This window comes from Flavivirga algicola, from assembly GCF_012910715.1.
Taxonomy (GTDB): Bacteria; Bacteroidota; Bacteroidia; order Flavobacteriales; family Flavobacteriaceae; genus Flavivirga; species Flavivirga algicola.
In genome coordinates, this window is the sequence record NZ_JABBHF010000001.1 from 256,244 (window position 1) to 281,101 (window position 24,858).

Here is a 24,858-nt window from a genome sequence, read left to right on the forward strand (position 1 = left end):
CACAAAAACAGTTATTACGTCCAAATAACACACCATTAACAGTATAAAAAATCCATAAAACTAACTTTGCTCAGATATAAAGCAATAATATTTTTATGAAAACTACAATTTTAGGATATCCAAGAATCGGAAGTCAAAGAGAGCTAAAAAAAGCAAACGAAGCTTATTGGGCGGGTAAAATTAGCCAAAAAGAACTTTTAAAAGTGGGGAGCCATATTAGAAAGGAAAACTGGCTACTTCAAAAAAATACAGGAATAGATTATATGCCTTCAAATGATTTCTCTTTTTACGATCAGGTACTTGACACTTGTTTAAGCGTAGGCTGTATACCCAAACGTTATAACAAACTAAAACATGAAAACCAGTTAGATTTATACTTTGCCATGGCTAGAGGTATCCAAAATGAAGACATTGACTGTACTGCCATGGAAATGACTAAATGGTTTGACACCAACTACCATTATATAGTACCCGAATTTGAAAGAGAACAAAACTTTGAATTTTTCTCAAGCAAAATAATCGACGAATACAAGGAGGCTCTAGAATTAGGTATTAAAACCAAACCCGTACTAATTGGCCCTGTAACGTTTCTTTTATTAGGAAAAGAAAAAGAAGCTGGCTTCCACAAACTAAGCTTATTAGACAAATTATTGCCAGTCTATTTTGAAATTATTTCTAGATTGACTTCACTGGATGTTGAATACATTCAATTTGACGAACCTTGCCTGGCCTTGGATTTAAATGAACAAGAAAGACTTGCCATTAAATCTTCATATGAAAAAATAAACACCAAGTTCCCTAATCTAAAAATCTTTTTAGCCAACTACTTCGATTGTTATGGCGATAATTTAGACACTGTTTTGCAGCTACCTATAAACACTTTGCATTTAGATTTGGTAAGGTGTCAATTACAATTAAACGATATTTTAGAATCTAAAAACTTCAATTTAACCACAAAACTCTCTTTAGGTTTAGTAGATGGAAGGAATATTTGGAAAAACAACTTTGATGACTCCTTGCAAACTATCGAATTAGCTGTTTCGAAAATCGGGGAAGAAAATGTCTGGATATCAACATCATGTTCTCTGCTCCACTGCCCTTACGATTTAGATTTAGAAACCAATGAAACGAACCTAGATCCTGAAATAAAACAATGGCTAGCTTTTTCAAAGCAAAAATTACAAGAAATTAGAACCCTTAAAGGGCTAGCCTCTTCAAATTATAATGAATTTCAAAACGAATTTAAGGAAAACAAGCAAGCACATGCTAATAGAAAAACATCACTACTAATTCATAGTACCCATGTAAAAAGCAGAGTGCTAGCTTTAAATGACAGCTATAGTCAAAGAAAAAGCACTTTTAAAAATAGACAGACAAAACAAAAATCGGCACTAAACTTACCATTATTCCCTACGACTACCATCGGATCATTTCCACAAACTAAAGAAGTTAGGAGTTGGAGATCGAAATTCAAAAAAGGCATTTTATCTCCATCAAAATATGACTCATTAATTGCCAAAGAAACTAAAGAATCTATCCGTTTTCAAGAAGAAATTGGTATCGATGTTTTAGTACATGGAGAGTTTGAACGAAACGATATGGTCGAATATTTTGGAGAAAGGCTAAACGGATTTGCTTTTAGTAGCTTTGGCTGGGTACAAAGCTATGGTAGCAGATGTGTAAAACCTCCTATTCTATTTGGTGATGTATCTCGAGAAAGTGCTATGACAGTAAAATGGTCTGCTTACGCACAATCCTTAACAGACTTACCTGTAAAAGGCATGCTTACAGGGCCAGTAACCATTTTACAATGGTCTTTTGTTAGAAATGATCAACCCAGACAAATAACATGCAACCAAATAGCATTAGCTATTAGAGACGAAGTGGTCGACCTAGAAAACAACGGAATAAAAATTATTCAAATTGATGAACCTGCCATCCGTGAAGGTTTACCTTTAAGAAAAGAAGCCTGGAAAACCTATTTGGATTGGGCCGTAAAAGCATTTAGAATTTCTGCTTCTGGTGTAAAAGATGAAACCCAAATTCATACACATATGTGCTATTCTGAATTTAATGATATTATTAATAGTATTGCAGCCATGGATGCTGACGTCATAACCATTGAAACGTCTCGATCTGAAATGGAATTATTAGAAGCCTTTGTCAACTTTAAGTATCCCAATGAAATTGGTCCTGGCGTTTATGATATTCATTCTCCTAGAGTCCCTTCTGTACAAGAAATCGAACACCTACTCTTAAAAGCAAAAAACGTTTTGCCTAAAGAACATATTTGGGTAAATCCTGATTGTGGATTAAAAACAAGGAACTGGCCAGAAACAAAAACAGCTTTAGAAAACATGGTAAAAGCAGCTAAACAACAAAGAGAGCTAGTTCTGGAAATCGTTTAATCAAGAAAGAACACCCTATTGAAATCTGAATAACAATTCCTTTTAATCATATTAAAATCCTATATTCAATTAGAATATAGGATTTTTTTTGCAAAACTGTAACAAAACATAACAACACCAATCTATATTATAACAAATTGTTTTTTTGACGCCAACTAAATTAAATATCGAACAGCTTGTTGAGCTTTGTAAATCTGGAAACCAATCTGCACAATTGGAGATATATAACAGATATTATAAAGCCATGTACAATGCTTCTTTTAGAATTGTGAAAGACAGTTTTGAAGCAGAAGATATTATGCAGGATTCATTTTTAATGGCTTTTACAAAACTAGATAGTCTTAAAGAATCGAAAATATTTGGTGCGTGGTTAAAACGAATTGTTATAAATAACAGTATTTACCATTATAAAAAGAAGAATAAAAGCAAAGAAGTTCCTTTAGATGATATGCTGTACAAAATTGAAGATGATAATAATGGTATTGATAGCGATTACGAATTTGCAAATATAAAAGCGAAGCAAATTTTAAATACTATGAAATCATTAAAGGATAATTATAGAATCGCTTTAACCTTAAATTTAATTGAAGGTTACGATTATGAAGAGATTAGTAATATTTTAAACATTTCCAATGCAAATTGTAGAACCATGATTTCCAGGGCTAAGGACAGTTTAAGAACAAAATTACAAGTGGCTTATGAATAAAGATAATATAGACAAACTGTTTGAAAAACATAAAAATGATTTTGATATAGAAAACCCAGGATTAAATCATGCAGAACGTTTTTTAGGCAAGTTAAATAAACAAGGCGAGCTACAACTAGTTAAAGTTGATAAACAAAGGCGTCGTTTATGGAAACCTTTAATTGGTGTAGCCGCTTCTGTTATGCTGTTAATAACACTTTTTATTGGTTCCCAGCAAACAGAAAATACTAGAGAACTTGCTAGTGTATCGCCTAAAATGGCTGAAACAGAAGACTTTTTTACATCTACAATAGCAGAAGAATTAAGTAAGATTAAAAATGAAAATGCCCCTGAAGTCCAAGCACTCATTAAGGATACTATGGTACGCCTAAAAGCATTAGAGGAAAATTACGAATCATTAAAAAAAGATTTAAACGAAAGTGGAGACGATAACCGTGTTATATACGCTATGATTTCCAACTTCCAAAACAGAATAGACATATTACAAAACACTTTAGAGCAGATAGAAAGAATAAAACAATTAAATGGTCAGTCGTATGACATGTCAGATATCAATATCTAATGATTATGAAATTATTAGCTAATGATACTACAAACCCATGCTAAACGCAGTAGAAATACGACCATTAAAACTATTAAAAAGAGATCACATGAAACGAGCACTACAATTTAAAACACTAATCTTATTATTAGTACTCCCGCTGTTTACCTCGGCATCAATAGCAGGCAAAGGTAAGCACACGAAAAAGAAAACGATCAATAAGGAATATGCTGTAGCACCAAACGCTATGCTGAGTGTAGATAACAGCTATGGAAATGTTGATATTATTACATGGAATGAAAATAGGGTGGTTTTTGAAATCACTGTAATAACCACTGGAAATAATGAAGAAAAAGTTCAAGAAAAACTAGATGCCATATCGGTTCAATTTGAAGCTTCCTCAAGTCATGTTTCTGCAAAAACAAAATTTGGAGAAGGAAGATCTAATTCTTGGTGGAGTTGGAAAAAAAATGATAAAGTAAGTATGAAAATTAATTATCTGGTTAAAATTCCCATCACAAATAGTATCGATTTGAATAACGATTATGGAAACATTAATGTAGACAAGCTTGAAGGGCATGCCAAAATAAATTGCGACTATGGCAAGATTACCACTAAAGAATTAATGGCCGAGAATAATAGTATTAATTTCGATTATACAAAAAACTGCTACTTTGAATTTATAAAAAGCGGGAAAATAAATGCTGACTACAGTGGTTTTACCGTTTCTAAAACAAACAAGTTAGATATTAATGCAGACTATACGCACTCTAAAGTAGAAATAGCCGAAGATGTCAATTATAATTGTGACTATGGCCATATAAATATTGACAAAGCAAATAATATTACAGGAAATGGCGACTATTTAACAGCTATTATTGGAGATGTCTATAAAAACATAGCTCTTAAAGCTGACTATGGCTCTATAAAGATTAAAAGGATGACCGAAAATGCCGGAAATGTAAATATTAGGTCTGATTATGTTGGTATAAAAATAGGATATGTTCCTAACTATCATTTTAATTTTAATATTGATTTAGAATATGGTTCCTTAAATGCAGATGAGCTGGAGTTTACAAAAAAAATCATAAAAACAACAGATAAGTTCTACGCAGGTTATTACGGTACCAAAACTTCTAGCAATACCATTAATATTGAATCTGAATACGGAAGTGTATCGCTTTATAAAAATTAATTCATCAATAATAAATCTTAAAATCACATGAAAAAATCAATCAGAAAACAAACAGTCTTAATAATAGCAACATTACTTTTAGCTACCACATCGTACGCACAATGGGGAAAATCCATAAGAGGAAACGGTAACTTTACAACCATCACTCGAACAACCGCTGAATACGACGGTATAAAATGCGCTGGAAGCATGAATTTCGTTATTGTTAGCGGTAATGAGGGAAACATTAAAATTGAGGGAGAAGAAAACTTATTGGATTATATTATTACCGAAGTGAAAAACAATAATTTAATTATAAGACCCAAAAAGGGTACCAATATAAAACCTAGCAGAAATAAAACTATAAAAATCACTATTCCATATAAAGATATTAGCAAAGTCTCTCTTGCTGGATCTGGCGACTTATGGAACGAAGGCACTATAACTGCAACAAATTTAGATGTTTCCTTAGCGGGTTCTGGAGATGTTATTCTTGATATAAAAACATCATCCACCAAAGCATCTATAGCAGGATCTGGTGACCTGAAACTAAAAGGAGACACCAATAATTTAGTAGCCAAAGTAGCTGGGTCTGGCGATTTTCATGGCTTTGAATTACAAGCCAATAATACGGAGGTTTCTGTGGCAGGTTCTGGTGATGCCAAAGTGGTTAGCAATGAAACCTTAAAAGCAAGAGTAGCAGGGTCTGGTGATATTGTTTATAGAGGCAATCCCACAATGGATACCAAAGTGGCAGGATCTGGAAGTATTACCAATCAATAAAACACCACACTCTCATCTACCGTCTGGACTCAAAAATATTTTTCAGATAAAAAAGTCCAGACAATACATTTAAAAAACTTAAAACATAAGCGATTATACATAGAATTATTTCTATGTATAATCGCTTATGTACTTTCAGGATATTTAACATTTCATTAACATATCCATCAGCAATATCCCAAGCTCTTTTTTAGTTTTTATTTTATGTAAGAATTATTCTATAGTCCCAAAAACCTAAATTAATGAAAACAACAATCATTTTTAAAAAATTTAAAATTAGCCTATTAGCTTTTGTATTAGTTTTTGCTTCATGCGAAGACGGCGAAAGCACAGAACCTGTTAATGAAGCCCCCCTAACAGATCAAGAGTTTATTGAAAAATATTTTCTTGGAGAACCTGTTAAAGTAAAAAAAGAAGAAGATGGTACTTTTTCACTTCAAGGTACCGATATTAGATTATTTGAAGAACAACTTACAGATACTAAAGTTACGTTTAATGATAACGAACCTCCAAGCCCTGAGCTTAATAAAAAAGGCAAGTTAGCGTTAGCTGGCGGTGTTCGTAAATGGGCCAACAATACCATTGTATATGTTGTTCAAGGCTTGAGCCAGTCGGTAAGAAGTGAGCTTCAAAAATCTATTGAAGAATGGGAAAGTAAAACAAATATACGGTTTAAAGAACGTACCAATGAGTCTACCTATGTTACTATAAGCAGCAACGGCGATTCCTGTAATTGTGGTGTCGCTACTTTGGGAGCCAATGGATCTAGAGGTTTTATTAGACTTGGAACTAGAACAACGGCTCTAGTAATTATCCATGAAATTGGACATACATTAGGGTATATTCATGAGCAAAACCGCTCAGATAGGGATAACCACATCATTATTAATTATGAAAATATTAGAGATGGCGCAGAAGATCAATTTTTTAAAAGCAATTCAGCCACTCTTGTAACAAGAGATTTTGATACCAATTCAACGATGATGTATGGTAGTTATACCTTTAGTAAAAATGGAAAACCAACAATTACAGACCTTGATGGCAATGTGCTTCCTAGAAGAAGAGCGCAACTATCGGCATTAGATATTGAAGGCACAAATAGTGCTTACCCTTCTAACACTACGCCACCAGACCCAACAAACGATCCGTGTGACGGCATTGAAGCTTGGAGTCGATCTAAAAGATATTTTGTTGGAGATAAGGTAACTTATGCTGGATATTTGTTTGAACGCGATTTTACCAGATGGAATCGAATAGCAAAATGCCGTAGCAATTAATATACCTATAACCTACTTATAACTGTGGATTAATTAGACATATTTCTTATATATCAAGGTAGTAATTTAAAAATTGCTACCTTTTTTATTTTAAATTATTAGCATGTTATTAAATGTTACCCAGCATTGTTTAATTCAGATCTCGTTTTTGGCACTCTAAAGAGCAGAATGATTCCTGCTAAAAAGAAAATAAAGAGAAACAAAATCGCATTTCGCATGCTCCCCGTTACCTGATCTATGGTTGCAAAAATCCCCATACCAATAACAATACCTATTTTCTCTGCGACATCATAAAAACTAAAATACGAGGTTGTATCTTCGGTTTCAGGCAAAAATTTTGAATATGTAGATCGCGCTAAAGATTGAATGCCACCCATCACTAAACCAACTATAGATGCAGCAATGTAAAACTGTAAGGGTGTTTTCATAAAAAAGGCATAAAAACACAAGGCCATCCAAATAAAATTTATTCCTATTAAAGTTTTTACGTTACCATATTTATATGAGGCTTTTGAGGTTAAAAAAGCTCCTAGTACAGCTACTAATTGAATAAGCAAAATACTGCCAATCAAGCCAATTGTTTTATCCGAGTCGCTTCCCCAAGCAATTTCTTCTTCTCCAAAATAAGCAGCAACTAGCATAATGGTTTGTACTGCCATACTAAAAACAAAAAAGGCATATAAATAACGTTTTAATCTTAAATCCTGTTTTAACTGTTTCCATACTTGTCGCAACTCTTTTAGACCATTAAAAACTATAGCCCTAGTTACTTTGTGTCCAGATGAAGTTCCTTTAGGTAAATAATAAAATGAATATTGACTGAACAAAGCCCACCAAACACCCACTGTAATAAACGATATCTTCATAGCTTCAAAAGAAGCGGCATCTTTAGCCGCTTTTAAAGCTTCGGTGATTTCTACTTCTGATCCTGTTTGTCTCAAAGAATCAGGTATACTAATATCAAAACCAAACCATTGAGGAAACATAACCATTAACAAGTTTAGAATCAACAAAATAACACTTCCTAAATAGCCCATTGAAAAACCTTTGGCACTAATACTATCTTGTTGTTCTTCAAATGCAATATCTGGTAAATAAGAATTATAGAAAACCAAGCTTCCCCAATAGCCTATCAGCCCCATAAAGTAGAACAACAAACTTAAATGAATATACTCTAGATTAAACCAATACAGTCCAATACAACCAATGCTTCCTACATAACAAAAGAATTTTAAAAAGTTCTTTTTATTACCTATATAATCTGCAATACCAGATAATATCGGAGAAATAAATGCTACTACTAAAAAAGTAAATGCCGTAACAAAAGTAATAAGTGCAGTACTTTTAAATTCCAGCCCGAATGCCGAAACATTTTTAATTTCCGATAGGAACAATGCCGAATAAAATATAGGAAATATCGATGACGTTATAGTTAATGTATAAACCGAATTGGCCCAATCGTAAAACGCCCAAGCATTTAAGAGTTTTTTACTCCCTTTTTCTAGTGCTGCCATAATAAAAAAGCTGCCCTTTTATGAGCAGCTCACTAAAATAATCAAATATTTTTTATTTCTACATTAAAAAATGGTTATCTAAATTTAGTAACACCAAACTTTTTAGCTTCAGCTTTTGCTGTAGGTGACAAAGCCTTAAGGTTTGCAATACGAGAATCGTTTGACGGGTGCGTGCTTAAAATTTCTGGTGGCGCATTCCCGCCGCTATTCGCTTTCATACGTTTCCATAACTCTGATGCTTCATCTGGATTATAACCAGCTATAGCCATTAAATACAGGCCTATTTTATCTGCTTCCGTTTCATGGCTTCTACTAAAAGGCAACATCACACCTACTTGCGAACCTACACCATAATATTGATTAAAAGCATTTCTGGATTTTTCATCTTTTATGGCAATATTTCCAGCTACTGCCAACCCTTGCTGTACATAAGCTGCACTCATACGCTGTTGGCCGTGATTTGCCAGTGCATGTGCTACCTCATGTCCCATAATAGCAGCAACTCCTGTTTCTCCTTTAGCTATTGGTAAAATACCTGTGTAGAATACTATTTTACCTCCAGGCATACACCAAGCATTAACCGTTTTATCTTCAACTAAATTGTATTCCCATTTATAATCTTTTAAGTAACCTTGATGGCCATTTGCATTTAACCAACGCTCTGCTGCTACTGCAATACGCTGCCCTACTCTGGTTATCATCTCAGCATCTTTTGTTCCTTTAACAACTTTATTATCCGTTAAAAACTGATCGTACTGAGCAAAAGCTGTTGGAAATAATTGAGAATTAGGCACTAAAGCCATGGTCTTTTTACCAGTAAATGGATTTGTAGCACATGATAATATGAATACTACCATCCCAAATACTAAAAGTGCTTTTTTTAATTTCATCATATAAGGTTTATAATATTTTATAAAAGTACAAAATTTGTATCTTAATAGTTTAGACACCGTTTGTTTTTATTGGTCACATAAGTAGAAAAATATGTTATCAAGAATGTTATGTATGGTTAATAGGTACGACACATATAAAAAAGAACTCAAAACAATTATGAAGAAACTAATTCTATTATGCTTAACAATAACACTATTAAATTGTAATAGCAATGCTCAAAAAAAAGAGCAAAAAGTCTATAAAGTTTCTAAAACCGATGCTGAATGGAAAGCACAATTATCTGATATGGAATATTATGTGCTTAGAAAAGCTGGAACGGAACGTCCTTTTTCTAGTTCTTTAAATAAAAACTATAAAGCGGGTATTTATGCCTGTGCTGCGTGCGACACCCCTCTATTTAAAAGTGAACATAAGTTTGATTCTGGCACGGGATGGCCTAGTTTTGACAGGGAAATTAAAGGTAATGTCGCTTATGGGAGCGATAATAAATTAGGATATTCACGTGATGAAGAACATTGCGCAACCTGTGGGGGGCATTTAGGTCATGTTTTTAATGATGGTCCCAGAGAAACTACAGGAAAACGCCATTGTATTAATGGAGTCGCTTTAAAGTTTATTCCAAAAAAATAAATTCCAATAGTGTGTTTTAGGATTTGGGATTTAAAAGTTGATATTTTATATTTAAGGTATGCAAATATCCTACCTATCCAGTATTATTAAACAATTTGAATATTATAAAAGTTTAGGCGATAAAACCTTTCAAGAGCTCAACTTTGAAGAACTTAAAAAAGAATTTGCAGAAGATTCTAATTCTATTGCTATCGTTGTAAAGCATATGGTTGGTAATATGCTAAGCAGGTGGACCAACTTTTTAACTGAAGATGGTGAAAAAGCATGGAGGCATCGCGACCAGGAATTTGAAGACACCTATACTTCAAAAAAAGCACTTATAGACGATTGGGATAAAGGTTGGCATTGCTTATTTGAAGCCATTACACCATTAACCGAATCTGATTTAGAACGGATCATTTTTATTCGCAATCAAGGCCATACCGTTACAGAAGCTATTAACAGACAATTAGCACATTATGCTTATCATACAGGGCAAATCGTTTTTCTTGGAAAACTGTTAAAGGGCAAGAATTGGCAATCTTTATCTATTCCTAAAGGAGATTCTTCAAAATACAATGCCGAAAAGTTTGGCAAGGAAAAAGGTAGGCGACATTTTACGGATGACTTATAGGTAGGTATAAAGACTTAAGACTGCTCTGCTTTTAGAACTAAGAACAAAGACTTGTTTATGGTTAGCCTGAAACATTACTACTTAAATTTATAAGAATTGTTGAATCGAGTTGAGAACCAAGACCGCTTTGTTGATAGAACCAAGAATATAGACTTGTTTTGTAATCAGCTTGAAACATTGTAACTCATAATTTTTGAACAAAAAAACACCTACAAACAATCTTAACTCATCGCTAAGAAATGTACTGCAAGAAGGATTGAGGTCTTGTTGGAGCTCCTCGCAGAGAGCGACTACCGAAAGCCTGTTTGACATTTTTCATGGCAACTTGCCCACATAAATACCAATGCTATTTTAAAGTTCTCTTAAAAGGTCTAATAATTAAACGTGCTTCCCTATCGAACCTTACATAATTATACACCCAGTTTACAAAGACTACCATGCGGTTTCTAAAGCCTATTAAAAAAAAGAGGTGCACAAACATCCAAATATACCAGGCAAAAACACCCTGGAACTTAAATTTTCTTAAATCTACTACGGCTTTGTTTCTTCCTATAGTAGCCATAGTACCTTTATCTTTGTAAATGAAAGGCTTCATGGGCTGTTCTTCAATTAACCGTAGTATATTGTTTCCTAATTGATCGCCTTGTTGAATAGCTGGTTGCGCCATCATTGGCAACCCATTAGGGTAGTCTTCATTGACCATGCAAGCCACATCTCCTATGGCAAAAATATGATCGAATGCTTTTACCTGATTAAATTCATTAACTATAAGCCTGTTGCCTCTGGTTACAAATTTTTCGGCATCTAATCCTTTTATGGTTTCTCCCTTCACACCAGCAGCCCAAATTAAAGTAGCTGTTTCAAAAGTCAAATCGGTATTGGTAGTTACCGTTCTACCATCGTAATTAGTTACTCTAACATTTTTCCAAACGTTAACTCCTAATTTCTCTAAAAAATCTTCGGCACTTTGGGAAGCCTTGTCACTCATCCCTTTTAGAATACAATTACCAGATTGAATAACATGAATCTGTGCCAATCGGGTATCTAAATCTGGGTAATCTTTTGGTAAAATACCTTTTTTAATCTCGGCCAAGGCACCAGCCAGCTCCACACCTGTTGGTCCGCCTCCAACAATGACAAAATTCATCAGGGCATTCCGTTCATTTAAATCTGAAGTCAGTAATGCATCCTCAAAATTCTCTAAAATCAGACTTCTTAAATTAAGGGACTGCGGTATGGTTTTCATCGCCATACTATATTTTTCTATAGCCTCATTTCCAAAATAGTTGGTCGTAGAGCCCGAAGCAATAACCAGATAGTCGAATTTTAGCTTACCAATATTAGTAATGACTTTATTTTTTACGGTATCAATTTCTTCAACATGAGCCAATCTAAAATGGAAATTGGGAAAGTTTTTAAGTATCTTTCTTATAGGGTAAGCAATAGAATCTGGCTCTAACCCACCAGTAGATACCTGATATAAAAGCGGTTGAAACGTGTGATAGTTGTTCTTATCCAATAAAACAACCTGAAGGTCTTGTTTTGATAATTTCTTGGCCAAAGCGACTCCCGCAAAACCACCTCCTATAATAACGACACGAGGGAAACTTGTTCTTTTTATATTCATAAGCAAGTTCTTATTTTTTTAACAGATTTTATATGATTTATATAATTTTTGCTAGGCATATTTCACATATAAATACTTGCGAGGCAAAGGTAACATAAAGATGTAAATTTAAAGCCTACTAAATTCTTTATTCGATTTCGATTTCGTAAATTCGTACCCTAAAATTTAACACATGAGTAAATACGATATTATAGTTCTTGGAAGCGGTCCTGGTGGTTATGTTACAGCTATTAGAGCATCTCAATTAGGTTTTAAAACTGCTATTGTTGAAAAAGAAAATCTTGGAGGTGTATGCTTAAATTGGGGGTGTATCCCAACGAAAGCCTTATTGAAATCTGCCCAGGTATTTGAATATCTTAAACATGCTGGAGATTATGGGTTATCGGTTAAAGATTTTGACAAAGATTTTGACGCCGTAGTAAAGCGTAGCCGTGGTGTTGCCGAAGGCATGAGTAAAGGTGTTCAGTTTTTAATGAAAAAGAATAAAATTGATGTTATTAATGGTTTTGGAAAATTGAAGCCAGGTAAAAAGGTTGATGTAGATGGAACTGAATATAGTGCCGATAACATTATTATAGCAACTGGTGCCCGATCTCGTGAATTGCCTAGCTTGCCTCAAGACGGCAAAAAGGTTATTGGTTATAGAGAAGCTATGAGCTTACCAAAACAACCAAAGAAAATGATTGTTGTTGGATCTGGAGCCATTGGCGTTGAGTTCGCTTATTTTTATAATTCTATGGGTACCGAAGTAACTATTGTTGAATACTTACCGAATATAGTGCCTGTAGAAGACGAAGATGTTTCTAAACAATTAGAGCGCTCGTTTAAGAAAAGTGGCATCAAAATCAAAACGTCTGCCGAAGTAACTTCTGTCGACACGTCTGGTGATGGTGTAAAAGCTACTGTAAAAACTAAAAAAGGTGAAGAAATCCTTGAGGCTGACATTATTTTATCTGCTGTTGGTATTAAAACAAATATTGAAAATATCGGACTGGAAGATGTTGGTATTGTTGTAGATAGAGATAAGATTATTGTTAACGATTTTTATCAGACCAATATTCCTGGTTATTATGCTATTGGTGATGTAACGCCTGGTCAAGCCCTAGCACACGTTGCTTCAGCAGAAGGCATCTTATGTGTTGAGAAGCTTGCTGGACAACATGTAGAAGCCTTAGACTATGGAAACATTCCTGGTTGTACGTACTGTTCGCCAGAAGTTGCCAGTGTAGGTTTAACCGAAAAACAAGCTAAAGAAAAAGGCTTGGATATAAAAGTTGGTAAATTCCCGTTCTCAGCTTCAGGTAAGGCAAAAGCTGGTGGTGCTTCAGATGGTTTTGTAAAAGTAATTTTTGATGCAAAATATGGTGAGTGGCTTGGCTGTCATATGATTGGTGCTGGTGTTACCGATATGATTGCTGAAGCAGTTTTAGGCAGAAAACTAGAAACTACGGGGCACGAGGTATTAAAAGCCGTGCACCCACACCCTACTATGAGTGAAGCGGTTATGGAAGCGGTTGCCGATGCTTATGATGAAGTGATCCATTTATAATATATGATAGAGATATTAGAGTTTAGATGATAGACTCTAGACGTAAAAAAGTTCCGATTTCTCGGAACTTTTTTGTTTAAAATTTTAACCGGGTTCCTATTCTGTAGTTTATATTATTAATTACAGAAGGACTTATACCCGTATTTGTTTTATCCTTTATTATGGGTTGGTTATACCTTGCAAAAATTGAAAATTCTTTCGTTACATTATACTGCGCTCCAAAAGTTAGAAATGGCGAAACATTTTCTATATTTCCATTTTTTTTCAATATGTTCACTTTGGGACCAGCAAGAACACTTAATTTATCATCTATAAGGTACTTACCCAAAATTCGATACTCTAAAATATTAATTCCTGTATCGAGGCCATAGGTAATCCTCTCTTCCATTTCATTCCTTAAAAGCCAATTTTCATTCAAATAAAATTGCGAAAAATAACTTGAATAAGACTTTAACTCCCCTTCTATCTTAGTATCATCTAAAACGGTGAATGAATCTGAAGTTTTGTCTTCTTGAGAGGACATTAGAATTGAAGCCAGTAAAACGTTCGTTAATAGTATTTTTTTCATGATCTGCTATATAAAACTATACCATATAACAAATCTATAACCTAAAATTAAACGTCAATCATAATAATATTACAAAATTAGTCGTATAAATGTTAAAGTTATCTCATCAAAATTCAAATAAAACTCTGAATAGCCAATTCATAACTCTGTAATCCAAAGCCAAGAATTACGCCTTTTGCATTGGGAGATATATAGGATTGATGGCGAAATGCTTCCCTACTAAAGGTATTTGAAATATGCACTTCTACAACAGGCGTTTCAATCGCTTTAATAGCGTCTCCAATACCTACAGAAGTATGGGTATAAGCAGCAGCGTTTAAAATAATACCATCATAACTAAAACCAACCTCTTGCAGTTTATCAATAAGTTCGCCTTCTATATTAGATTGAAAATAATCGATTTTTATATCTGTATATTTTTGCTTGATTTCTTCTAAAAATTCCTCAAACGATAAACTTCCATAAATACCAGGCTCTCTTTTACCCAGTAAGTTTAGGTTTGGTCCGTTAATGATCATTAATTTCTTCATGGGGTAAAAATATTAAAAAATCGGGCATAAAAAAAGGAGCTAGAAATAAGCTCCTTTTATCAAACTATACTTTTTTTAAAAGGCAAAACCAAGAGAAAGTCCAAGTTTAGCTCCTATACCATCAAATCCGAAGTCGAAAGTAGGGTCATCTGCATCAACACTATAGTAAGCAGGGCCTCCATAAATATCTAATGTTATTGGTTCCCAGTTCCATTGGTAACCAACAACACCTCCAGCCGCAAATATAGAGGTCTTAAAATCATTGTTTGCGCTTGCAGATGCATAACTGGCTACTGGTCCAGCAAACCAACCCTCGGGTGCTTCTTTTGCTTTTTGAAGGTAAAACCTGTATTGTAAACCAGCCCCGAAACCTGTATAATCAAAAAAGCCAGAATCAAAAGATGTATAAGCTAGATCAACTTGTAAAGATTGGTTTTCACTTACAACTCTCTCGTACCCCACTTCAAGTGAACCGACGATTAAAGCTAACGGGTTAAATTTTACAACGTTTTCTTGTGCCTTCACATTGGAAACGCTTAATACTGCAATAACAGCACATAATAATAGTTTTTTCATAATAGACTAAATGTTTAAATGTTTACAAGCCGTAATCAAAACCAATGCCAGAAACACTTAAACTAAAAATAAAAATCCCATATAAATTAAACCTTTTTTCTTACTAATTGATTGTTAGATTTGTAGCATAAAAAAAGGAAGCCAATTGGCTTCCTTTTAAATAATATATTGTTTTGTTTATTTAAAATCTGTATCCTAAACCAACAAAAAGTCCGCTAATTTTAGTAGAAACACCACTTGGAGCATTTTCAATTAAATTCGCTAAACCAATATTGTATCTAGCTTCTACAAACAGCTCTTCTGTAATATTATAAGCAGCACCTGCTTCTATACCATAGTTAAAAGATTTCTGTCCATCTGCACTGTCAAGTAAGAAGCCCAAAGCAGGTCCAGCAAGTACATCTATTTTTTCAGATACTCCAAATTTTGCCATAAGTGGAATACTGATCTGATCAAAGTTTAAAGTTCCTGTAGAAACTGAAATATAAAGAAGCTCAGGCTGAAAAGTAAAAGTATCAGAAACACCTACTTCTGCAAAACCACCTACATAAAACCCTGTTTCAGAGGTGCTTACTGAAAAACCAGACACTTTAACTTTTACAGATGCAAAATCAGCACCAGCTTTTACACCAAATTTAGTTTCTTGTGCATTCATGTTTGATAATCCGAATACTGCAACAGCAGCAATAAGTAATAATTTTTTCATAAGATTAAAATTGTTTTTTAGTTTTTGATTGGAGCAAATAAAGACTATTTAATCTTAACCAACAAAAGAAATTGTCAAAAACATTGCTTTTTGTCGAACATATATGTATTTCGTCGATGTTTTAATATATACTACATAGAGCATTGAATCTTACTCTTAACACGTTTTTTGTACAAAAAAGAGGCTTCTAAAAAGTATTAGAGCCTCTTTAGTTATTTTTATAATGCTTTTATTAAGCTTAAAAACCGCGTCTATACCCTAGAAAAATACCATCTACAGAAAACCCATTACCTCCAGAAACAGATCTATAAGTTAATGACAGGTCGCTTGCTTCATCCAAATCATAGGCAAATCCAAATTTCCAATAAAGATCGGTTCCACCTCCTGTTTCAAGTGAAATAGCTATTCCTATGCCTCCTTCGGCAGAAAATTCATCGGAAAGATCGTAGTTTGCAACACCATTAACTGGAATAAAATTAAAATCATCAAAATTGTCCTTACCAAAATAATTGGTATAACCTGTTTCGATACCTGCATCAAAATCATCAGATATTTCCAGTATATACCCCAGGTCGATAGCAATTGCAAAAGTAGCCAGGTCACCAGCATCTCCAATTGGTATCCCGCCGTTTAAACCTGCCCTAAAATGGTTTTGGGCATTTAAAGTTGTCATTAATGACATCACAAAAACTGATAATAAAAATAATTTTTTCATAATTTAAAATAATTTAGTTTGATTAATTAATTGCTTGTAAATTAAAAAAATATTTCCAATACACTGATAATGAATTAATTAAACACAAAGAACCTGTATTATATACTTATATAAACTAATAAAAGTATAATCCAAAGATTTACTTTATTTTTACACGACATGAAATGGCAAAACGCACTTAAAGATTATCAACTATACTTAAAGATAGAACGCGGTTTATCTGAAAACTCTATTGAAAACTATTCGCGCGATGTTGAAAAACTCATCAACTATCTAGAGCATCATGAGATTCATGAATCCCCAATTACAATGACTACTGAAATCGTTCAAGGCTTTATATATGAAGCAGCCAAAAACGTCAATGCACGTTCACAATCGCGCTTAATCTCTGGGTTACGAAGCTTTTTTAGTTATTTAATATTTGAGGATTATAGAACCTCAAACCCTTTAGAACTCATTGAATCCCCTAAAATTGGTAGAAAATTGCCCGATACATTGAGTGAGGATGAAATTGATACTATTATAAACGCCATAGATTTAAGTAAACCAGAAGGCGAACGCAATCGTGCTATGCTGGAAACACTTTACGGGTGTGGATTACGTGTTAGCGAACTCATCAATCTTAAGATCTCCGATCTGTTTTTTGATGAGGGTTTTATAAAAGTAACTGGTAAGGGAGATAAGCAACGTTTTGTACCTATCATAGAGGTTACCCAAAAGTATATTAATATTTATAGAAACGAGATTCGGAATCATTTAAACATCCAAGCTGGTCATGAGGACACGCTCTTTTTAAACAGACGAGGTAAACAACTTACCAGAGCTATGATTTTTACTATTGTAAAACGATTAGCAGAAAAAATCGGGCTCAAAAAAAATATCTCCCCACATACGTTTAGACATTCATTTGCCTCACATTTATTAAAAAATGAAGCAGACCTGAGGTCTATTCAACTCATGCTTGGTCATGAAAGTATCACTACTACCGAGATTTATGTGCATTTAGATAAAAGCCATTTAACCGAAGTGGTGGAAAAGTATCATCCAAGAAAGTAAAATAATAGATGGTTTAAAAAGGATTTAGACCACTTCGCTTTTAGAATCAAGAACTAAGACTTTTTAATTAGACCGATGCATTGAAATTCGAAATTATAAAATCGTTATAACGCGACATTTAAATCATTTCAAAATAAAAAATCCAGCTTACACTGGATTTTTAAAAATATTATTATTTTATCTGCCTTAGCAGGAACAGTTATTTAGCAATATTAACCGCTCTGGTTTCTCTAATTACTGTAACTTTTACCTGACCAGGATACGTCATATCTGTCTGTACTTTTTGAGATATGTTGAACGATAAATCCGCTGCCTTTTGGTCATCTACCTTTTCGCTTTCAACAATAACCCTCAGCTCTCTACCTGCTTGAATTGCATAAGCTTTCTTTACTCCTGTAAAACCAAAAGCGATATCCTCCAGATCTTTTAAACGCTGAATATAACTATCTAACACTTGACGACGTGCTCCTGGACGTGCCCCCGAAATAGCATCACAAACTTGTATAATTGGTGCTAATAAAGATTTCATTTCAATTTCATCGTGATGCGCTCCTATAGCATTACATACATCTGCTTTTTCTCCATACTTTTCAGCCCATTGCATCCCCAGAATAGCATGTGGTGTTTCCATATCTGCTTCTGCATCTGGCACTTTTCCTATATCATGTAATAATCCAGCGCGTTTTGCCAGTTTTGGGTTAAGCCCTAGTTCTGCAGCCATAACGCCACAAAGTTTAGCGACTTCTCGGGAATGTTGCAATAGGTTTTGTCCGTAAGAAGAACGGTACTTCATACGTCCCACCATTTTAATAAGCTCTGGATTCAGATTATGTATCCCAAGATCTATGACGGTACGTTTACCTACTTCTATAATTTCCTGCTCAATTTGTTTCTTAGTTTTCTTTACAATTTCTTCGATACGAGCTGGGTGAATCCTACCATCGGTAACCAATTTATGTAATGATAATCTTGCTATTTCTCTTCTAACAGAATCAAAACAAGACAAGATAATAGCTTCTGGAGTATCATCTACTATAATCTCAACACCTGTAGCCGCTTCTATAGCACGAATATTTCTACCTTCTCTACCAATAATACGACCTTTAACGTCATCCGATTCTATATTAAATACAGACACACAATTGTCTACGGCCTCTTCTGTTCCAATACGCTGTATCGTATTAATAATAACCTTTTTGGCTTCTTGCTCGGCAGTTAATTTGGCTTCTTCTAAAGCACTTTGAATAAAAGCCATCGCATCATTCTTCGCCTCTCCTTTTAAAGATTCTACTAATTGTTCTTTAGCTTCTTCTGCAGATAGGCTTGAAATAACCTCTAATTGTTGTACTTGATTTTTATGCAGTTTATCTAAAGCTTCTTGCTTCTTTTCAATAACATCAAGTCTGTGATTATAATCTTTCGTTTTTCTTTCTAAGCTTTCATTAAGTTTTTTGCCTTTTGAAAGCTCATTTGATATCTGTGATTCTTTATCACGTGTACGCTTTTCAGCTTCTGCCATTTTCTTATCTCGAGATAAGATGACCTTTTCGTGCTCAGATTTAAGTTCAATAAATTTTTCCTTAGCCTGAAGAATTTTATCTTTTTTAAGTCTTTCCCCTTCGACTTTAGCTTCTTTAAGTATTAATTCTGCATTTTTCTTTGCTTCTTTTATAAGTTTCGAAGCATTATTCTTTTCTAGCCTCTTCGTTATAATAAAACCTATTATGAGTCCTAAAATAACACCCCCTACTGCAAATATAATTGAGTTGTCCATCGGTATTTAGTTAGTTTGTATATATAAAAAAGCCTACACCAGTATAAAGTTTTGTATAAACTCCTTAAAAACAAGTTTAGGGCTAACAAGCTGATCAAGGGTCTGCTCAAGATACTGAAATAAATTCGGCACTAGCAGCATGCTTTTACAGCTTAAACTCACCCTTTTTAAAGAATTAACGTTGAGTTTATCAAAAAAAATAACCAATGTAGGCAGTAACTTTTTAGTTTATTTTAAAGAACGTTTAAGAGTCTAAATAAGAATGTAACAAATCATTGAGCGCATTTAATTTTTCTTCTACATGCTCGTTTACATTCTCTTTATCAATAGATTTCTGTTCCTCTTGAGAGGCAAACTGTAACGCACACATCGCCAATACATCTTGCTTATCTCTAACAGAATAACTTTGCTCAAATTGCTTTATCATTGCTTCAATGTTCTTAGCCGACTTACGTAGCCCTTCCTCTTGACTTGCTTCAATTGTTAAAGGGTACACTCTATTAGCTATAGATAGCTTTATTTTAAGCTTTTCTGACATTGAATTTATATGCTCTAATCTGAGAGTTGTGCTATACAATGATCAATCTCTCTTATTAGTGCGTTTATTTTAAGCTTAGTTTCTCTTTTATTATCGTCACTACCAAGCATTGCATTTGCAATTTTTAAAGCTTCATATTTTTCTTCCCAACTTGCTATATGCAATTTTTGGTTTTGAATTTCTTTTTTTGAAACCTCTAATTCTTCAGTTAATTTGGAATTAGCAAGCTTTAAAAGCTCTAATTTGTGTAATACCTTACTAATTTTGTTTTCTAAAGAATCTACAATATCTTCAATATTACCCATTTACAAATTTCAATACTTATAACACAAAGTTAACATACCTGCTTATAAATTACAATTGTTTTCTTATAAAATTTTAAAATCTACTGATATTACTCATAATCAAAACAATGCATTAAACTATGGTTCGATTATTGTTTTATTCTTTGCATATTCATTTCAAATTAATATTTTAGCCATAATACTTTTCTATGCGATTCATACTGTCCCTATTTTTTACAGCTTCTGTTTTATTTTTAAATGCTCAAAATAATTATCCACAAGATTACTTTTCGAGTCCTTTAGAAGTCCCTTTAATATTATCTGGCACCTTTGCCGAATTGCGCTCTAATCATTTTCATTCTGGTTTAGATATAAAAACGCAACAGCGTACGGGCTTAAAAGTAAAAGCCTCTGCTGATGGCTATGTAAGCCGAATAAAAGTTTCTCATTATGGTTATGGAAAAGCATTATACATAACACACCCTAATGGCTATACAACTGTATATGCACATTTACAGAGATTTGCCCCAGAAATTCAAGCTTATATCAAAAAACATCAATATGAAAAAGAATCGTATCAGATTGAGCTATTTCCCAGTGCAGAAGTCTTACCTGTAACAAAAAATAGTATTGTGGCTTACAGTGGAAATACAGGTGGTTCGGGGGGGCCTCATTTGCATTATGAAATTCGCGATAACAAGGAACGTCCTATCAATCCCATGCTTTTTGGTATTGATATAAAGGATTCTACATATCCTATAATAAAATCTATTTATGCATATCCGTTGGATGAAAACTCATTTATCAACAAAACAAATACAAAGCAAAAATTACGCTTAATTCCTCTTAAAAATGGTGATTATACTATAAAAAACATTGAAGCTTATGGTCATATTGGTTTTGGCATTGAGACTATAGACAGACAAGATTTGGCAGCAAACTCCAATGGCGTATACAATATTCAAACCTTTTTAAATGGTAGAAAAAACTTTGAATTAGATTTTAGAAGGTTTTCGTTCAACGAAACAAAGCATATCAATCAGCTTATAGATTACGAGCATTACACAACTAAGAAAAAGCAGGTTCAAAAATTATTCAGGAAAAACAATCCGCTAAGTCTATATAAGTCTATCGTAAAAGACGGTTACTTATCTATAGAAGACAGCACATATTCGGTTTACAAAATTAGAGTTTCAGACTATAAAAAAAATGAAGCCTGGGTAACTATAAATATAAAAGGTTCTAAAAACAATATTTCCGAGCCACAAAAACCCCATACCACCCCATACTATGTAAAAGCCAATAAGAATACTAATTTAGAGGAAGGCCATTTTTCTATTGATTTTCAAAAGGATACGTTTTACGATGATTTTTACATGGACTTTGAAGTGAAAAATGACACACTTACTTTGCACAAAAACGTTGTACCAGCTAAAAAAAGATTCAACATAACATATGATCTAAGTTCGTATGCCGACGCGGATAAATCTAAATTATGTATAGCGCGCTTAATAGGCTATAAAAAAAGAGCCGTTTACACATCTACCAAAAGAAAAGGAAATCTCTTAGTTGCAAGAACAAAGGCTTTAGGTACTTTTACGCTGGCTACAGACTCCATAAAACCTAAAATTACGCCTGCTAATTTTAAAGACGGACAATGGTTAAGCAAGTACCGCTACTTAAAAATTGAAATTGAAGATGAATTTTCCGGAATTTCTAAATATAGAGCCACAATAAACGGTAAGTGGATCTTAATGGAATACGATTACAAAACAAAAACATTAACTCACGACTTTAATGATGGTATCATTACGGACACAAAAAATAATTTAAAGGTAATCGTTACCGATAATGTTGGAAATAATTCTACTTTTGAAGCGTTATTTTACCGAAAATAAACTTTATACACTTTTGAAAGCTAAACGATCTCTAATTTCATTTCTGTTTTTTTCTATAATCGCGATCGGTTATTCCCAAACAGCTACAATTAAAGGCGTTATACTCGATGAAAATAATCAGCCCATTGAAAAAGTAAATATTAAAGCAGGTACTCGAGGTACTATAAGTAATTCTAACGGCTTTTATATTTTTAAAATCAATGCAAACCAGAATGTAACTATCGAATTCACGCATCTTTCACATAAAAAGATCGTTAGTACCTTTAATTTGAAAAGTGGTGAATCATACGAGTTCAACCCAGTAATGAGTAACTCTATTGAGCAGATAGCCACGGTTATTGTAACAAATAACAGACGTAAAGAAGTTGAAGGCGTAATTACTTTAAAACCAGAAACCATAAGAAAAATACCAGGGGCCAATGCTGGTGTAGAAAATCTATTATTAACCCTACCTGGTGTAAGTAATAACAATGAATTAAGTACACAATACTCGGTACGTGGTGGTAATTACGATGAGAATCTGGTGTATGTTAATGATATTGAAGTATATCGTCCCTTTTTAGTACGTTCTGGACAACAAGAAGGTTTGAGCTTTGTAAATACCGATTTGGTACAAAATGTTGATTTTTCTGCTGGTGGATTTCAAGCTAAATATGGCGATAAACTTTCTTCTGTACTAGATATTACCTATAAAACACCTTATCAATTTGAAGTCAATGCAGACTTGAGCTTATTAGGAGGTAGTCTTTCTGTAGAAAATATTAGTAAGGATTCAAGGTTTACAGGTATTACGGGAATTCGCTATCGCGATAATAGTTTATTAGTAAACGCAAAAGAGACCGAAACTAATTTCAATCCTACGTTTGCAGATGCTCAGGCATTTTTTACTTATAAGTTTTCAGATAAATTTCATTTAAGCTTTTTAGGAAATGCTTCAATAAACAAATACAATTATGAGCCACAAACAAGGCAAACCAATTTTGGAACTTTAAGTGATCCCATAGCCTTATTAGTGTTCTATCAAGGCCAGGAAAAGGATCGCTACCAAACCTATTTTGGTGCTTTTAAAGGTACTTATTTTGCAAACGACAACTTAACTCTTAAACTAATTACTTCTACATATCATACCACCGAAGAAGAATATTTTGATATTTTGGCTCAATACAGATTAGGTGAAGTAAACACAAATATTGGAGATGAAAATTTAGGGGAGGTTGAATTTAGCCAAGGCATTGGTAGCCAACTTAACCATGGACGGAATGATTTAGACGCTCTTATAACCAACATTGAACATAGAGGCGATTTTAATATTAATGACCATAGAATCGAATGGTCTGTAAAATATACCAATGAGGATATTCGAGATCGCCTGGTAGAATGGGAAATTATTGATTCTGCGGGCTTCTCAATTAGACCACCTAGAACTTTACCTGTAAACGAACAACCCTATACACCTTACAGTGGCCCCATAGAAGCCTTTCAAAATGTAAGAGCAACGAACAATACCCAGATAAATAGATTGCAGGCTTATGTACAATGGAGCAAACGTTCTACAATTGGAACTAGTGATGTGTGGTATAATGCGGGGGTTAGAGTACATAACTGGAGCGTTAATGACGCTATTTCAAATGCACTCAATACAGGTTCAAAAAAATCTCAGACAGTATTTAGCCCCAGGGCTCAATTTGCCATCAAACCAAAATGGAAAAAAGATATGCTTTTTAGGGTTGCTACCGGTTTATATTACCAGCCACCTTTTTACCGGGAACTTAGGGATGCCAATGGTACAGTACAACCCAATACAAAAGCACAACAATCGTTTCATTTAGTTTTGGGTAACGACTATAGCTTTAAAATGTGGGACAGACCGTTTAAGCTAACCACAGAAGTATATTATAAAAATTTAACGGATGTCAACCCCTATACCCTAGAAAATGTGCGTATTCGCTATAGAGCGAGTAATAATGCAAAAGCATATGCCTACGGATTAGATATGAGATTAAACGGTGAGTTTGTTCCTGGCACTGAGTCATGGTTTAGTTTCGGGTATTTAAAAACAGAAGAGAACATAGATAACAGAGGTTATATATCTAGGCCAACCGACCAACGGTTAAAGTTTGCTGCATTATTTCAGGATTATGTGCCAAATGTCCCAAGCATGAAAATGTATTTGAATTTGGTGTATAATACGGGGGTTCCAGGAGGATCTCCTAGTTATGCAGATCCTTATGAATATCAAAATAGATTACCTGCCTATAAGCGCGCCGATTTGGGTTTGCAATTTGTACTTGTTGACGAAAAAAAGCAATTCAACAGAGGATGGAAAAAACCTTTTAAGGAACTTTCTTTTGGCTTTGAAATTTATAATATGTTTGATGTACAAAACTCAATCACTAATACCTGGGTAAGAGATGCATACAGTAAACGCCAATACGCCATTCCTAATTATTTAACACCAAGGGTTTTTAATGTAAGAACGACCATGAAATTTTAAAAG

General features: G+C 33.8%; 23 protein-coding genes and 1 other RNA gene. 12 read left to right on the plus strand and 12 right to left on the minus strand.

The genetic code is table 11. The features are described 5' to 3' along the window. The first annotated feature begins 95 nt into the window (after positions 1 to 95). The 6 genes from metE to HHX25_RS00940 all read left to right on the plus strand — a co-directional run bounded on the left by metE (position 96) and on the right by HHX25_RS00940 (position 6,889). The gene (gene metE / locus HHX25_RS00915) at positions 96 to 2,408 is read left to right on the plus strand and encodes a 5-methyltetrahydropteroyltriglutamate--homocysteine S-methyltransferase (RefSeq protein WP_169669137.1); all 2,313 of its coding nucleotides are present in this window, start codon (positions 96 to 98) and stop codon (positions 2,406 to 2,408) included. 145 nt (positions 2,409 to 2,553) lie between these two features. Continuing rightward, positions 2,554 to 3,114 (plus strand): RNA polymerase sigma factor, encoded by a 561-nt coding sequence (locus HHX25_RS00920; protein WP_169669139.1) that lies wholly within the window; start codon positions 2,554 to 2,556, stop codon positions 3,112 to 3,114. Next, positions 3,107 to 3,676, plus strand: coding sequence for a hypothetical protein (locus HHX25_RS00925; RefSeq protein WP_169669141.1), 570 nt, complete (start codon positions 3,107 to 3,109; stop codon positions 3,674 to 3,676). The genes HHX25_RS00920 and HHX25_RS00925 overlap by 8 nt, the downstream gene beginning before the upstream one ends. 88 nt (positions 3,677 to 3,764) lie before the next feature. Next, positions 3,765 to 4,850 (plus strand): hypothetical protein, encoded by a 1,086-nt coding sequence (locus tag HHX25_RS00930; RefSeq protein WP_169669143.1) that lies wholly within the window; start codon positions 3,765 to 3,767, stop codon positions 4,848 to 4,850. Positions 4,851 to 4,877: 27 nt separating this feature from the next. Next, positions 4,878 to 5,612 (plus strand): head GIN domain-containing protein, encoded by a 735-nt coding sequence (locus tag HHX25_RS00935; RefSeq protein WP_169669145.1) that lies wholly within the window; start codon positions 4,878 to 4,880, stop codon positions 5,610 to 5,612. A 242-nt stretch (positions 5,613 to 5,854) separates the two neighbouring features. Continuing rightward, entirely contained in the window at positions 5,855 to 6,889 is a 1,035-nt protein-coding gene (locus tag HHX25_RS00940; protein ID WP_169669147.1) for a M12 family metallopeptidase, read from the plus strand. 116 nt (positions 6,890 to 7,005) lie between these two features. Here HHX25_RS00940 and HHX25_RS00945 read toward each other — a convergent pair whose 3' ends face one another. After that, entirely contained in the window at positions 7,006 to 8,403 is a 1,398-nt protein-coding gene (locus HHX25_RS00945) for an MFS transporter (protein ID WP_169669149.1), read from the minus strand. Between the two features lie 74 nt (positions 8,404 to 8,477). Continuing rightward, positions 8,478 to 9,293, minus strand: coding sequence for a M48 family metallopeptidase (locus HHX25_RS00950; protein ID WP_169669855.1), 816 nt, complete (start codon positions 9,291 to 9,293; stop codon positions 8,478 to 8,480). Between the two features lie 160 nt (positions 9,294 to 9,453). Between HHX25_RS00950 and msrB the strand changes: the two genes are divergently transcribed. Both msrB and HHX25_RS00960 read left to right on the plus strand, forming a co-directional pair. Beyond that, positions 9,454 to 9,927 carry a peptide-methionine (R)-S-oxide reductase MsrB gene (msrB, locus tag HHX25_RS00955; protein WP_169669151.1) on the plus strand — a complete coding sequence of 158 codons (474 nt, stop codon included), beginning with the start codon at positions 9,454 to 9,456 and terminating at the stop codon, positions 9,925 to 9,927. Positions 9,928 to 9,985: 58 nt separating this feature from the next. Beyond that, positions 9,986 to 10,540: a DUF1572 family protein gene (locus HHX25_RS00960; protein WP_205957966.1), complete on the plus strand. Its 555-nt coding sequence runs from the start codon at positions 9,986 to 9,988 to the stop codon at positions 10,538 to 10,540. A 346-nt stretch (positions 10,541 to 10,886) separates the two neighbouring features. Here the strand turns inward: HHX25_RS00960 and HHX25_RS00965 are convergent, their stop codons facing one another. Then, positions 10,887 to 12,167 carry an NAD(P)/FAD-dependent oxidoreductase gene (locus HHX25_RS00965; protein ID WP_169669153.1) on the minus strand — a complete coding sequence of 427 codons (1,281 nt, stop codon included), beginning with the start codon at positions 12,165 to 12,167 and terminating at the stop codon, positions 10,887 to 10,889. A gap of 172 nt (positions 12,168 to 12,339) precedes the next feature. Between HHX25_RS00965 and lpdA the strand changes: the two genes are divergently transcribed. Continuing rightward, on the plus strand, positions 12,340 to 13,716 hold the full coding sequence (gene lpdA, locus HHX25_RS00970) for a dihydrolipoyl dehydrogenase (protein ID WP_169669155.1): 1,377 nt from the start codon (positions 12,340 to 12,342) through the stop codon (positions 13,714 to 13,716). Positions 13,717 to 13,792: 76 nt separating this feature from the next. Here lpdA and HHX25_RS00975 read toward each other — a convergent pair whose 3' ends face one another. The 5 genes from HHX25_RS00975 to HHX25_RS00995 form a co-directional block, all read right to left on the minus strand. Next, positions 13,793 to 14,284 (minus strand): hypothetical protein, encoded by a 492-nt coding sequence (locus HHX25_RS00975; RefSeq protein ID WP_169669157.1) that lies wholly within the window; start codon positions 14,282 to 14,284, stop codon positions 13,793 to 13,795. Between the two features lie 113 nt (positions 14,285 to 14,397). Further along, positions 14,398 to 14,814, minus strand: coding sequence for a type II 3-dehydroquinate dehydratase (gene aroQ / locus HHX25_RS00980; RefSeq protein ID WP_169669160.1), 417 nt, complete (start codon positions 14,812 to 14,814; stop codon positions 14,398 to 14,400). A gap of 75 nt (positions 14,815 to 14,889) precedes the next feature. Beyond that, entirely contained in the window at positions 14,890 to 15,390 is a 501-nt protein-coding gene (locus HHX25_RS00985; RefSeq protein WP_169669162.1) for a DUF3575 domain-containing protein, read from the minus strand. Positions 15,391 to 15,571: 181 nt separating this feature from the next. Next, positions 15,572 to 16,096, minus strand: coding sequence for a porin family protein (locus HHX25_RS00990; RefSeq protein WP_169669164.1), 525 nt, complete (start codon positions 16,094 to 16,096; stop codon positions 15,572 to 15,574). Positions 16,097 to 16,334: 238 nt separating this feature from the next. Next, positions 16,335 to 16,811 carry a hypothetical protein gene (locus HHX25_RS00995; protein ID WP_169669166.1) on the minus strand — a complete coding sequence of 159 codons (477 nt, stop codon included), beginning with the start codon at positions 16,809 to 16,811 and terminating at the stop codon, positions 16,335 to 16,337. A 159-nt stretch (positions 16,812 to 16,970) separates the two neighbouring features. Between HHX25_RS00995 and xerD the strand changes: the two genes are divergently transcribed. Then, positions 16,971 to 17,867: a site-specific tyrosine recombinase XerD gene (gene xerD, locus HHX25_RS01000; protein ID WP_169669168.1), complete on the plus strand. Its 897-nt coding sequence runs from the start codon at positions 16,971 to 16,973 to the stop codon at positions 17,865 to 17,867. Positions 17,868 to 18,066: 199 nt separating this feature from the next. On the opposite strand, the gene rny is transcribed toward xerD, so the two are convergent. From rny to HHX25_RS01020, 4 genes are all read right to left on the minus strand, one after another. After that, positions 18,067 to 19,641, minus strand: coding sequence for a ribonuclease Y (gene rny, locus HHX25_RS01005; RefSeq protein ID WP_169669170.1), 1,575 nt, complete (start codon positions 19,639 to 19,641; stop codon positions 18,067 to 18,069). Positions 19,642 to 19,698: 57 nt separating this feature from the next. Further along, positions 19,699 to 19,828: non-coding RNA, 6S RNA (gene ssrS, locus HHX25_RS01010), on the minus strand. A 57-nt stretch (positions 19,829 to 19,885) separates the two neighbouring features. After that, positions 19,886 to 20,179 carry a cell division protein ZapA gene (locus HHX25_RS01015; RefSeq protein ID WP_169669172.1) on the minus strand — a complete coding sequence of 98 codons (294 nt, stop codon included), beginning with the start codon at positions 20,177 to 20,179 and terminating at the stop codon, positions 19,886 to 19,888. Between the two features lie 14 nt (positions 20,180 to 20,193). Then, on the minus strand, positions 20,194 to 20,484 hold the full coding sequence (locus tag HHX25_RS01020) for a hypothetical protein (protein WP_169669174.1): 291 nt from the start codon (positions 20,482 to 20,484) through the stop codon (positions 20,194 to 20,196). Positions 20,485 to 20,672: 188 nt separating this feature from the next. Here HHX25_RS01020 and HHX25_RS01025 point away from each other — a divergent pair, with 188 nt between their 5' ends. Together HHX25_RS01025 and HHX25_RS01030 are read left to right on the plus strand one after the other, a co-directional pair. Then, complete coding sequence (locus tag HHX25_RS01025; protein ID WP_169669176.1) at positions 20,673 to 22,361, plus strand: M23 family metallopeptidase; 1,689 nt, start codon at positions 20,673 to 20,675, stop codon at positions 22,359 to 22,361. Continuing rightward, the gene (locus HHX25_RS01030; protein WP_169669178.1) at positions 22,315 to 24,855 is read left to right on the plus strand and encodes a TonB-dependent receptor; all 2,541 of its coding nucleotides are present in this window, start codon (positions 22,315 to 22,317) and stop codon (positions 24,853 to 24,855) included. Before HHX25_RS01025 ends, HHX25_RS01030 begins: the two co-directional genes overlap by 47 nt. Positions 24,856 to 24,858: the final 3 nt, after the last annotated feature.